This window comes from Chryseobacterium piperi, from assembly GCF_002285635.2.
Lineage (GTDB): Bacteria > Bacteroidota > Bacteroidia > Flavobacteriales > Weeksellaceae > Chryseobacterium > Chryseobacterium piperi.
The window spans coordinates 2,386,679-2,399,627 of the sequence record NZ_CP023049.2; the positions used below are offsets into that span (position 1 = coordinate 2,386,679).

Here is a 12,949-nt window from a genome sequence, read left to right on the forward strand (position 1 = left end):
GCCCCATATCCTATCTTACATTCATAGCTAAACAACCTCCCTATTGAAGGCGCATTGGATAGATTTTTGTTGGTATGTATACTTTGTTTTGTCATAATTTTAATGCTGCAAAGATAGTATTTTCACTTATACAATCACGATTCTTAAAACTCCGAACCATTTTATTGATCAGAAAATTAATAGAAAAATCTTTTAATCTTAATACCTAAACATCTTATTCCTTCCCGTCTTATATCTCGAAATATCTTTTAAAATAACCTGATCATCTGGATTGAAATATTTCAATTCATTAACGATTTCAGAGCGGGTATCTATTTTCTCTGCAATAATTTCATAAGCAATATTTCGTGTAGTAGCATGAAGTTCCGGGCTCCTTTTAAATTCAAGTTTCATAGCTTCCAGGTAAATGATTTTTTTATCAGCTGGAGTATGTTCGTATAAAGTCCGAATCTGGTTTTCTAATTTTTTGATATCAAAAATATTGGCAAAATAATTATTAAGACAATTGAATGCATCTTTATTTTCTTCCCAGCCTTTTAATAATACTTTTTGCGCTTCATCCGGAGTTTCCATTTTTTTTCTATAAATCAAAGAAGCCTTTACCATCTGGTTATTATCAACATAATCATCTGCAACCATTTGATAGTAGATACGGGCATTTTTTACATCATTCATCTCTTTATATAAATCGCCAACTTTTTCTTTCTGCTCTAGTTCTTTATAAAGATCGATAGCTTTACCATATTGTCTGGCTTTTTCATAACATACCGCTGCTCCAGATCTGTTATTAAGCTTTTTGAGATAAATCACGGCTGCTTCATTATAGAACCCGTTGTCTTCTAAAGTTTTTGCAGCCCGGTAATGGTCCTGTAAAAGATTCATATACACTTTGGCAGCTTTTTTATATTCTTTTTCGGCAATGTATTTTTCGGCAAGTTCTTCATATTTATTCCTGATCCTGTCGAAAAGTGAGGTTTCCAGATAGAAATTACCTCCTCTACTTCCTCTTTTTCCAGAACTATTGTTACCTCGCTCTTTATCTCTTAAACTGATCATCACCAAAAAAATCATGACAGCCACTACCATAAAGATCACAAGTGTTCCTATAACACTCCAGAAACTCTGATGGAAAAGCTGCGCCAATATCCCTAAAATTTTCAGAAATACCAGAATAAAGAAAGCTCTTATGAATTTGTCTATAAATTTCTGCTTATTCATCTTCATCTGATTTTAAAATCGTTTTATCTTCACTAAACAGCCTGTAAACAAGAAAAACAACACAAACAATAAATATCCATACAAACCAATTATATCCAAACATTTCAATCAATGGATAGAAAAGATAGATAAGCATAGCAACCAATACAATGACTAAAAAGATTTTAATCCCATTAGGCACATTGCTTCCTCCAACGTTTAGAGATCTTTTCCTGAAAAAATAGGAATAAAGACCTACCCCTCCCACTATAAGAAGAATAAGCAAGATAATTTCAGAGAAAGAGATTTTTTCAGAATCAGAGTTCCCGGAGCCCTGTGTTTTTTGAGTATTGGTATTTCGATTATTTGATAAATTAGAATCAATCTGGTCAATGGTTCCATACAAACGTCCTAAAGAATCTTGCATTAAAACCTGCTTTTTCCTCCAGATACTTTTTACAATACCATTATTAAGGGGCTTATTCGGATTGGCTTTTTTGAGAGAATCAGAAATTTTACGGTGAACCGCTTTTGATTTATCTTCAATATGCTTTTCTATTTTTTTCTTGTAAATCTTCTTAAGAAAATCTCTGGTCTGATTTTCTTTGGTTCTGTATTGTTCAACTTTTTTTTCTACTTCGGCTAACTTTTCTGTTTTCGGATCTTTAGAAGCTGCAGCATATTCATTCATCAATGCTCTTCTTTCGCCCTGGTACAGAGAATCGATTTTCATATCAATTTCTGTAAGGCCAGATTCAAAAGCCAGCTTTTTAGGTTGCTGGTTTTTAAGCATATCCTGTGAAATTACTTTTCCTGAGGAAACAGCATCGGTATTTTTTTCAGCCTGAGAACCTGTAAAACCGATCACGACCCTTCCAATAATAATCACAATCCAAAACGCCCATAATACCCATCGATAATCTCTTGTCCCGGTATTCCCACCAAATAATCTTCCCAGCCAGCTATTATTGAATCTAAATCTCCCGAATCCATCTCCGCGAGAAGTTCCCATAATATCCAAAGGGACCCCCAGATCTACGGCTCTATCAGGATATTTTTCAATATATTTTAAATATTTTTCAATTTCTTTTTTATTACCTGCCATCACTTTTTTCATATCAAAAGGCAGATTCTTCATCCACTCTTCTTCTTTCTGTGATTTCTGAAGCCCTTCTATCACCTTTTCATCGTCCATGTCTACAACATAGCGCTCGATTTTCTTAGGAATTGTCACCCCATTCAAAGGTTTTCTGACAGTAAACCCCGCTTTTTCAGGCTCTTCAAGTAATGAAATCCAGTTGATTGGCTCCGAAAGCTTTACAAGTCCAAATTCGGGATGCATAATCAGAAATTCAGCGTCTATATTTTGCCAGTCTTCCTGTTGTACCTTCGGATAGAATATGGTATTTTCAGGAATGAACAACCGGTCATCTACAGACTGGAAATAGGAGTTTTGCCCAATTGCTTGAGGAGCCTGATCAGAAAAGACCACCAGACAGCCATACAGCAAATTCGGTTCGGCAGAAGGAATAGCAAAAGTTCTTACTTGTGTAATATTAATCTCCAAGGCTTCCATCTCATAAAGCCAGGTGGAAGGAGAAGCGCCTTTGATGAAAATCGCTTTTTTAGGATACGTATTTTTAGGAAATGGTTTAATTCTAAGTTCCATATTCCAAAATTTGATTAATAAATGGCTCTAAACAATCAGAATACATATCCTCCATTTTCTTCATTTTAAGCAAGGTCGTCTCCGGTAAATAATATTCTGCTCCACCAAAACCGGTATTAGTTGCCAGAGATAGCAATTCGTATTCTGAGGAAGGGATGTAAAAGACAGGGATATTTTTATTACTGCTTATAAAGGTTAGCATCCCACGGACATCAGTAATCACCTCGCTTCCATCTGAAAAAGTAAATTTATTTTTATATTGGCTGGCTAAGGTTTTTATAGCATATTTATTTCTGACCAGAGTAAGTGAATTTTCATGTAATCTGGTTATTCGGTTACTTGAAATAACAAGGTCATTTTCTGAATTGATCCCCACATTACTGAAATTATTTAAAATCCTAACTCCTGTGTCTCGTAGCTTATCAATTTCAATCCCAACCTTAGAATCATTTTTGGCAATTTCTTTATCATTTTTTACCGATTCAAAAGAGAGGCTTCCATCGATATTGATTTCATAAATCCAGGCAGCTTCCGGATGATACAGGTAGAAGTGCTTATCAAAATAAACTAGTTTATAATCTTCCGGAATATTTTTTCCGGTCAGGTTAAGCTCAGAATACTCTTTCGTATCCAGATTAAGTTTAGAAATTAATTTTTTATCCTGCTGATACTGACATAATATAAAATGCTGCTGTTTATTTCTCGCCAGTGCAAACTGCCCTCTTGGTTTCACAGAAATATCTTCTATCAAGACTTCACATCCGCGATGTATTCTGTAATGATCATAATAGTCTTTATTGTAATAATTATCTGAAAGATAGGTTCTGAGTAACTGCCTTTTATTGCTTAAAATAAAAAATTCCCCTTCATATAAAAAGGTCGCAATCTTTTTAATCGGAGTGGGAAATAATATGGGATAATTCTTCGGAACATCGGTCTTTTTTCCGTGTGCAGACTGATGATCTGTTTTTTGTTTCCGCTGTGGAGGATTTGCCCATAGTTCTTGTAAAGGAAGGACAATCTTCTGAATATGCTTCCGGGTTCCTTTATAGTGTTTATAAAAATGAAGTACTCCGTCCGGTGAAGTGGTCACTAAAAATTTCAGCCGGTCTCGGTTTTCATGAATGACTCGCTGGAGGCTTTCATGAGCAAGATTTTCTTGATTGGTAATGAAAAATACTTCAAGATCCTTTTCTGTATGCTCTTCCTGAAAAAACTTATTCAATGTCTGTGAAATGTCTAAAACAGGGCTGACCAGATTCAGTCCTTCGACTACATCTTCTATCTTGTCCAGTGAAACAGAAGTAGCCGTTTCACCCAAAGTAAATACTTTACATGCTGAATGAGCTTTCGGATGTTTAATCACAGCGAGCGCTGACGCAAAAGCTAAAACTTTAGGTGTTCCCCAGTTTTTAAGGGATGTATCGATCAAAATAATCCGTTCGAAAACATTTTCTTCAGGAGGTATTTCACGTTGAATATAAAGGGTTTCATTATTAGCAATCCGGTTCATAAAAACCTCATCTTCATTCGCAAATTCAGACAAAAGCATTCTATGGAATTCTCCTTTATTCGTCATATCTGATATTCCCCCTATAGGCTGTTCTCCCGGAGACAGGTGGCGCATCGGAATTTTAAGCCCACTCCAGATTCTCTTCACAAGGCTTCCTATCTGAAATGTTCTGGGATCATCAATCAATTCCCTGATAAAATCGTTTCCGGTTTCTATGGTTGTTTCTTCTTCTATCACCTCATCATTCAGTTCAGGCTCATCAATAAAACCTTTCATCGCTCCAATGATAGATTCTGTGGTAGGAAACTTCTCGTTCAGCCATACCAGAATCCGGGTATCCCGAATTACATATAATGCTTGCAGAGGTATTTTATCTGCACATTCGGAAAGGGCGTGAGGTTTCCTTGCAAACTTCTTCAATAGAAGCTCTGCTCGCTCCGGTGCAATCCGGTTATGTGAATTTTTAAATAAAGTTTGCAAAAGACCAATTTTGTTTTGACCTTTCTTATATGATTTTCCAAGTCGGTTCAGGTTTTCAAGAAATTGTAAAATAGTATCAACCTCCAGACTGGCATTTACCTTTTTTTCTATTTTTTTCAGATAATATGCCAGTCCGTCAAAATTCAGATATCCCTCCTGTGTAGCATAAAGTACCAAAAGCAAAGCCCCGAAAGGAGGAAGACCCTGAGGCTGTAATTCCTTTAAAACTTCCATTACATAAGGCCTGTATGCGATTGCCCCTACATTAGGGATAGAAATCAGATTATTTTCATGGTATCCTGAATCATCATGGATGTCCTCATCTGTGATCCACTCCCAGAAGTATTCCTGATACGATTGAAAATATTGATTCAATTCCATTCTTTTGCTTTTTCAGTGAGTCGGAATGAGCTTACAGAAAGTTTCCGGAAATCATCTTTAGATATGGGCTGATAATTGCCACTTTCAGTCCATAGCAGCCATTGCTTCAATTCAGGGTTATATTTTTGCTGAAGAAGAATACTTAGGTTTTTAAATTCAAAATCAAAACCAGCAGGTAAAAGATGCCCATCTCTTTCCCAATAAGCTTTCCCGGGAAAACTTAGCAACGGAGTTCCAAGAAACAATGCATAATCATTGATAATAATCCAATCTATTTTATTCAGCTTAAATTGGGGAGTAGCTGCAATGCGATCTTTAATATCAGATACCAAACATAATAATGCTACAGCAGATTGTTCTTCTTCGCTTGATTTTAATTTAACTTTCACCTTTTCATGAATTCCAAAAAAATTCTGATTAGATGGTGGAAAGGTAAGTCGTAACGCTTTATCAATTGGAGACCACAGCAAAGCTGTTGGTACTTTTTTACTTGGAATCAAAGCTCCTCTCCTGAACAATAGCCCATCTCTCAATTCATAAAGTAAAAAGTTTGGCAATTGCTTCAGGTCCGAAGAATCTGCCTGCTCATCTGCAAACCCTTTCAGCCAGATCGTCTCAGCATCTAAAGCAATCTGACCCCCTTTCCAATCACGGATCGAACCCAGAAAATCTTCATCAGCACGAGGCAACTCAGCCCAAAATACTATACACTTTGAAGAATCTTTTGCCATAGACTTTCAATTTCTTGTTGAATAAATTGTTTCTGTTCCTGGTTTTTTATCCAGTCACAACGGGTTTGAAGATATCTTAATTTATCTTTAATCACATTCTGCTCTTCAAAACTTAATGTTCCGCTATTCCATTTTTCAATCAGAATGGTAACATCTTTCATAACTTCTTCAGGATTGGGCGTTCTATTTTGTAAAGCCTGTGGATGGGATTTTTGATGATCATCTTTTTCAATCGTCCTGTTGATGATCCCCTCTAAAATTTCTATTTGTTCTTCCGTATCCCAAATGTGCTTTAATACCCATAGATCGGAAAGAGTTGCTTCATTTCGTCCACAAATCAGAGCGCTCGCAGCAATAAGGTTCTGCAGCTTTACAGCTCTACGGTCAGAAATAGCAATTCCTGTATTCCGGAGATTGATGATCGTATTTAAATACACTTCATAAATCGGTTTCAGATCAATTGTCCTGCAAAGACCTTGCAGTGCTATGATCTCTTCGGTGAGGATTTCAGGAATTTCAGTTTCAATAGTATTTTCTAACTTTCTTCCAGCCAAAAGTACCTGCTGAAGAAGCTCCGGATTAACATAATCAACATTGATCCTGATCAGAAAACGATCGAATAACGCATTTAAGGCTTCATCTTCCGGAAGAGCGTTACTCGCTCCTACAAACATCAGCGCCGGTAAATGTTTTGTTTCTTTTCCACGTTTAAAAATCTTCTCATTTAATGCCATTAAAAGGGAATTCAAGATAGCAGAATTAGCATTGAAAATTTCATCCAAAAATACCAATGAAGCTTCCGGCATCATTCCTTCGGTATTGGTCAAAAGCTCACCTTCCTTCAGCTTTCTGATATCAAAGGGACCAAAAATTTCGTTCGGTTCGGTGAAACGCGTTAATAAATACTCGAAATTTTTACCGTCTTTTACCGTTTGCGCCAACGTTCTTACAATAGCAGATTTTGCGGTTCCCGGAGGTCCATATAAAAAAGCATTTTCTCTTGCCAAAAGGCATATTCCCAGCAAATCAACCACGTCATTTTTCCCTACGAAAGTATTTTTTACATAGTCGAGTACCGTATTGAGTTTTGTAATATTCGGGATCATTTATTTTTTTCGTTAATTATTTTTAGCTCTCGCCAGAACTCATTTTTATAGATTCCGAATTCCGCGATAAGCAATTGGTTAATATAAGGGATCTCAGCCAATTGATAGGCTCTTTTTTCAACAATCCTTTCCAGATATAATTTCTGGTAAGTTTTATCTTCTAGCTCCTTTTCCCAATCTGTTTTTTCAAGATTAAGATCATACCCTATGCCTGAGTAATGAAACTCAGACAAAATATTTTCCAGCAGTCCGATCAAAGGATCCTCAGAATCTAAATCCCGGAGTGCTGTAATGATCTGAGGCAAAAATCGCAACGTTAGATCTGCAGATAGGATGGAGCTAACATTCCTTATCCAACTAAACTGAGGAAACAGCTGGCTTAAATCTTTAGCCGTATTCTCTCTGACTAAATATAACTGTGCAGCATGATAAAGAATCTTCGCCGACCAAATTGCAGCGTCTTTATGATAATTGATGCTCTGTGATAAAAATTCCAGTCTTTCTTTTTCAAATTCAGATTCAAAATAATCTACTGCATCGGCTTCTTCTTTTTTTGATACGGTATACCTATCTGAAAAAATAGTAATGCATTCTTCTTTACGAAGAAGAAATAGGGTATCTAAAAAGGAAGATTTATTTTCCAACATCTAAGAGCCTGTTTAAAAAAGTAATAATAAAAAATAGTAAGGGTTAAAAGTTGCATAAAAATTGTCATTTTAGAGTTGCAAAAGAAAAAAACATCAATGTATCCAACAGACTTAACCCAAACTCAGTGGCAATTTATAAAAAAAGCATTAGATTTTGATGACAGAAAACGAAAATATGATTTGGTTGTCATTTGGAATGCTATCAGTTATTTAGTAAAAACAGGCTGTCAATGGAGACTTTTACCTCATGATTTTCCCAAATGGCAATTGGTTTATTACTATTATTCAAAATGGTCAAATCTGGAGATTTTCGATTTATTATTATCAAAATTGAGAGAGGAAGTACGACGAAACAGGGGTCAGAAAGCGCAGGCAAGTTTAGGAATTATTGACAGTCAAAGTGTTCGTTGGGGAAATAACCGTTCACTCAATGGCTTTGACGGAGGTAAAAAAATAAAAGGAATCAAGAGACACGTTGTGGTAGACAAAAATGGTTTTTTGTTAGCCGTAATGGTAAGTGTAGCCAATGTTCATGACAGTAAGGCTGCATTGTTACTGATCAAAACACTGCGATATTTACTAATTCCGCTTCAGGTAATCCTGGCGGACGGAGGTTATAGAGGAGAGATTATTGAGGAAATAAGAATTAAGTTTAATTATATCATTCAGATCGTAATGCGGAGTGACAAAAAAGTAAAAGGGTTTGAGCCAATTCATAAACGATGGATTATAGAGCGTACATTTGCTTGGTTTGATAACGATAGAAGATTATGCAGAAATTATGAACTCTTAATGGAATCCTCTGAAAACATGGTCAAATTATCCGCCATAAAATTATTACTGAATAAAATTTAAACAGACTCTAACAAAAATAAAATTATTTCTCTGAGAATAAAATTTTTATATGCATGATTCATCATTAAATATCATTTGTTCCTCAGGCTAAATTCAAAGATAAAAAAGAACAGGAAATGAATCCTCTTATTCCTCGGAGTGGGATTGTCAATCTAAAAGTTATTATCTTTGCCCTCATTCAAAATAATATTATGAGTATTCACATTAGTGCAAAAAAAGGAGAAATTGCTAAAGTTGTATTGCAGCCGGGAGATCCGCTTCGCGCACAATATATTGCAGAGAACTTTTTAGAGGATGCAAAATTAGTCAGTAAAACAAGAGGTATCTTGTATTATACGGGACTTTATAAAGGAAAGGAAATTACAGTTGGAGCAAGCGGAATGGGCTTTCCAAGCATTGGTATTTATTCGTACGAGTTGTATACAGAATATGATGTAGAAACTATTATCCGAATCGGTACCTGTGGTGCTTACACAACAGATTTGAAAGTTTTTGATATTTTAAATGTTGAAAAGGCAGCGAGTGAGAGTACGTATGCAAAATATGCCTGGGAAATTGAAGGCGATATTCTTTCTCACCAGGGAAGTATTTTTGATGCTATTAATACAACTGCAGAAGAACTTTCATTAAAAACCAAAGCAGTTAATATCCACAGTAGTGATATCTTCTACAGAAAAGATCTAACTACTCCAGCAATTGCAACAGAATATAATTGTCCGGCTGTTGAAATGGAAGCTTTCGGATTATTCGCTAATGCTCAGCATTTAGGGAAAAACGCAGCTACAATTCTTACGGTAACGGATATTATTCCAACACACGAAAAGATTTCAGCTGATCAAAGAGAAACAGCATTGAAACCAATGATCGAGCTAGCGTTAGAATCTGCTTTGAAAGTGGTTTAATAGCTACGAAGGCAAAAGGCGGAATTGCGGAATTGCAGAATCGCAAATTTGTAAAATCGTAAAATCGTTTAAATATGGTAAACTATAAAAGAAAGTATTCTATTTAATGTTTTTAACAGCTCATAACGATTCAACAGTTCAACAATTTTAGCCATTTAGCCAAAATAATAAAAAGAGCTCACTTAATCAGTAGGGCTCTTTTTTAATGGTTGAAAACAAGATTTTCAATTGACTATTCATTATTTCTCAACTGCGTTAAAACAGCTGATAAGTTGTTAATTCCCCAATGTTCAACATACTTACCATTTTTAAGACGGACGATATCAATAACATCGATGCTTATCCTTCTGCCAGATGGTCCAATTCCCAGAAAGTCTCCGGTATGCGTTCCTGAAATATTCTTTCTCGTGGTCACCAGATCATCCTCTGCAACCTGTTGAAGAATCGTAACCTGAATATCAGGCATTGCAGGCCGTAAAACGGAATTAAAAGTATGAATCATACCCTGTTTTCCATTATCAGCCCCCTTTGGGGCAGAATGGTTGATAAAATGCTCATCCATTAACTCTTCAAAGACCTCAACATTACCATTTTCAATCACTTCCTTATTAAAACGTTTTACTATTTCTTTATTTTTATCACGGTTAAAATTCATATCGCAATTTATATATTAACATTTTTCGTAAATATATAGATTTACAATGAAAATTTTACCAGCCTCATGGAGAATACAAAAATGGATTCCGTATTATATTCCAAGAATAATTAGGGAGCTTCTGTAGCTATTTTATTAGCTGAAATTGTAATTTCTACAATGTTTCTTAATCATTGACAAATATTTGCAGTAATCTGCAGGAGCGCTACCGGCATGTTTTTAAAAAAATAACTAAAAATGTTCAGGCGTACTGAAAGAAAGGCCGTATCAATGATATTTCTTACAACAAAAGAGAGGTTTCATACAATTTTTTAATCTTTATAAAAGATAAGTTTGCCTTGTCAAAATTTACCGAAGCATATATAAATAACTGTTTTGTTAAAACAGTTATTCGTCTACAGGATTTACCCTGATTCCGATAAATCATCCGGAACCTGAGTGGTTCCATTTTTTATAATAAGGGAAAGCCTGCTCTACGAGCAGGTTTTTTTTACAATTCTTTGCAAAAATAAACTTCACTCTTCTTTTTCATACTATTTCATTTTCATTATACTGTCTTTATTTTATTTTCCTGTTTTTTCACCATTCGGTGTAACACATTTACGGCGATAATTGTCTTACTAATTGAAACCCCTTATATTATAATGAAAAGACTAATATCTACTATCGCTATATTAACCGCTCCTTTAGCTTTAGCTCAGGTAAAAAAAGATACCATAAAGCAAAAAGACATTGAAGCCGTTTCTATTACAGTCAGGAAACCGACTGTTGAATCTAAGACAGACAGAACTGTTTTTAATGTTGCGAACAGTTCTATTCTGGCTGGAAACACAACTTGGGATGTCCTTAGAATGACCCCCTTGGTCAGCATTGATAATAATGATGCGATCAAAGCAGAAGGTGAAAAAGTCACCGTCTACATCAATGACCGAAAATCTGTTTTTACAGGAAAGGAATTAAAAGAATATCTGGCTACTATTCCTGCAGATAATCTAATGAAAATTGAAGTGATCACCAGTCCTTCTTCACGTTATGAAAGTGCGGGATCAGTCATCAATATTGTTTTGAAAAAAAGAGATGATGAAGGAATGAAAGGTAGCGTTACCTTAAACAACAGACAAAACAGAAAAAATTCTCAGTATACCAATTTTAATCTAAATTATCATAAGAAAAAATTTACTCAAACCTTTATTGGTAGCTACAGTGACAACACCTGGGCTCAGAATAACTCGAATATTTACAATTTATATGAAAATAATGCGGTCAGAGATTTTACTACCAAAAATATAGATCGGAGCAAAAGTCCTTCTTTATCTTCTACATCAGAATTTGAATTGAATGATAAGAATAATGTTGGAGTTATTCTTGAATATTACCAAAGCAAAAGGTCTTCTTTCTCAGATGCGGAAGGGACGAATTATGCCAATGATATGTTTCAGGATTCCTATAACAGGATTCAGGATTTAACCGGATTAAGCCGTACGTTAGGAACCAATGTCTTTTATAAATACTATGATAAGGAGAAAAACAAAATTTTAGATATTAACCTTGGAACTAATTACGATTCTCAGAAAGACATGAGTGACCTGACCACCAGTACAACGACCACTACCGGAACAACACCGGGTCAGATAGGAATCGATTCCCATAATCAAACCCGTAATTATTATCTAAAAGTAGATTACACCCAGCCTTTGGGTAAGTCAGGAGGAACTTTTGAGGTAGGAGGTAAAATGGATTTCAATAATAATGTAGCTCCATATGATCTCTCTGTACTTACGAATAATGGTATTGTACGAACTTATGATAACTTTCATTATGAGGATAATATCAGCTCTCTTTATGCCACGTACAGCAAAACCTTTTTCAAGAAGCTGGAAACCAGAATAGGGCTACGTTATGAATACATTACCTTCAAAGTAAGGCAAGATGTGGCCCGTACCTCACGAAAAGATTCTTATGGTACTTTTCTTCCCAATATATTGTTGAAATACAACTTTTCAGACAAGTATGACCTGAGTCTTACTTATAACCGTAATATCTGGCGTCCATGGTACACGGAATTCAATCCATTCCTTTTACCCAATAGTGATGGGTTTTACTCCAGAGGAAATATCGACTTGCAGCCTAACCCAAGTGACAGGCTTTATATGAAATTTGGAATTTTAAAAAAATACTTTATTTCCGCAAGGTATATGTATACGGATCAGGATTATTGGACTACTTATGCTACTGAAAATGGAAGAACCGTTACCTACCCAGGGAATTTCAGTGGAAAGGTTCAAAAGTATTATGTTTTTGCAAACATCAACCAGACATTTTTGAAAAATAAACTAAGTGTCAATGTTGGCTTTGGCTGGTATTATATTGATAACAGTGATTTTAACGAAAAGAATAAACTGGAGGGCGATAAATACATCAGCTATTGGGGTGGATCGACCAATATCTCGTATACCAATCTTTTTAACAAAAATATTAACCTGAGTGCATGGGTAGAGGTGTCTAATCAGAACAATGGAAATTCTTATGCTAACAACACCAACGTTTTCCATAATATTTCTGTGACCAAAATATTCCCGAAAACCCAAATGGAAGTCAGCTTCCAGCTGATGAATATTTTTAAAAGGCCTAATTTTGATTCAACAACTTTCAGTCCTGCCGGAACTTTTAGAAATTCCACACAATCAGACTGGTATGGTTTTTCCCTTTCATTTGTAAAACGATTTGGAAATCAGAAAGTAAAGACCAACACCAAGACGGATGTCGAGAAAAACGGCGGCGGCGGAAAGTAAAACAGACCATGTTTCCCATAT

The 12,949-nt window shown here is 35.5% G+C and carries 10 protein-coding genes; 3 read left to right on the forward strand and 7 right to left on the reverse strand.

Going from position 1 to position 12,949, the window contains the following annotated elements; all coding sequences use genetic code 11:
- Nucleotides 1-198 precede the first annotated feature (198 nt).
- Genes CJF12_RS10360 through CJF12_RS10385 form a run of 6 tightly spaced genes read right to left on the reverse strand, consistent with a single transcriptional unit; the run spans nt 199 to nt 7,724 of the window.
- On the reverse strand, nt 199-1,218 hold the full coding sequence (locus CJF12_RS10360; protein ID WP_034682213.1) for a tetratricopeptide repeat protein: 1,020 nt from the start codon (nt 1,216-1,218) through the stop codon (nt 199-201).
- On the reverse strand, nt 1,211-2,866 hold the full coding sequence (locus tag CJF12_RS10365) for a hypothetical protein (protein WP_034682215.1): 1,656 nt from the start codon (nt 2,864-2,866) through the stop codon (nt 1,211-1,213). Before CJF12_RS10365 ends, CJF12_RS10360 begins: the two co-directional genes overlap by 8 nt.
- Complete coding sequence (locus tag CJF12_RS10370) at nt 2,856-5,240, reverse strand: hypothetical protein (protein ID WP_034682216.1); 2,385 nt, start codon at nt 5,238-5,240, stop codon at nt 2,856-2,858. The genes CJF12_RS10365 and CJF12_RS10370 overlap by 11 nt, the downstream gene beginning before the upstream one ends.
- On the reverse strand, nt 5,231-5,971 hold the full coding sequence (locus CJF12_RS10375) for a hypothetical protein (protein ID WP_034682217.1): 741 nt from the start codon (nt 5,969-5,971) through the stop codon (nt 5,231-5,233). The genes CJF12_RS10370 and CJF12_RS10375 overlap by 10 nt, the downstream gene beginning before the upstream one ends.
- Nucleotides 5,944-7,077 (reverse strand): AAA family ATPase, encoded by a 1,134-nt coding sequence (locus CJF12_RS10380; RefSeq protein WP_034682218.1) that lies wholly within the window; start codon nt 7,075-7,077, stop codon nt 5,944-5,946. The genes CJF12_RS10375 and CJF12_RS10380 overlap by 28 nt, the downstream gene beginning before the upstream one ends.
- A complete protein-coding gene (locus CJF12_RS10385; protein WP_228379061.1) occupies nt 7,074-7,724 on the reverse strand; it encodes a hypothetical protein in 651 nt (216 codons plus the stop codon). Before CJF12_RS10385 ends, CJF12_RS10380 begins: the two co-directional genes overlap by 4 nt.
- 96 nt (nt 7,725-7,820) lie before the next feature.
- Here CJF12_RS10385 and CJF12_RS10390 point away from each other — a divergent pair, with 96 nt between their 5' ends.
- Together CJF12_RS10390 and deoD are read left to right on the forward strand one after the other, a co-directional pair.
- Nucleotides 7,821-8,579: an IS5 family transposase gene (locus tag CJF12_RS10390; protein ID WP_095591055.1), complete on the forward strand. Its 759-nt coding sequence runs from the start codon at nt 7,821-7,823 to the stop codon at nt 8,577-8,579.
- A 191-nt stretch (nt 8,580-8,770) separates the two neighbouring features.
- A complete protein-coding gene (gene deoD / locus CJF12_RS10395) occupies nt 8,771-9,481 on the forward strand; it encodes a purine-nucleoside phosphorylase (RefSeq protein ID WP_034687577.1) in 711 nt (236 codons plus the stop codon).
- Nucleotides 9,482-9,713: 232 nt separating this feature from the next.
- Here deoD and CJF12_RS10400 read toward each other — a convergent pair whose 3' ends face one another.
- Nucleotides 9,714-10,136 carry an ester cyclase gene (locus tag CJF12_RS10400; protein WP_034687578.1) on the reverse strand — a complete coding sequence of 141 codons (423 nt, stop codon included), beginning with the start codon at nt 10,134-10,136 and terminating at the stop codon, nt 9,714-9,716.
- A 644-nt stretch (nt 10,137-10,780) separates the two neighbouring features.
- On the opposite strand from CJF12_RS10400, the gene CJF12_RS10405 reads away from it, so the two are divergent.
- The gene (locus CJF12_RS10405) at nt 10,781-12,928 is read left to right on the forward strand and encodes an outer membrane beta-barrel family protein (RefSeq protein ID WP_034687579.1); all 2,148 of its coding nucleotides are present in this window, start codon (nt 10,781-10,783) and stop codon (nt 12,926-12,928) included.
- The last annotated feature ends 21 nt before the right edge of the window (nt 12,929-12,949 follow it).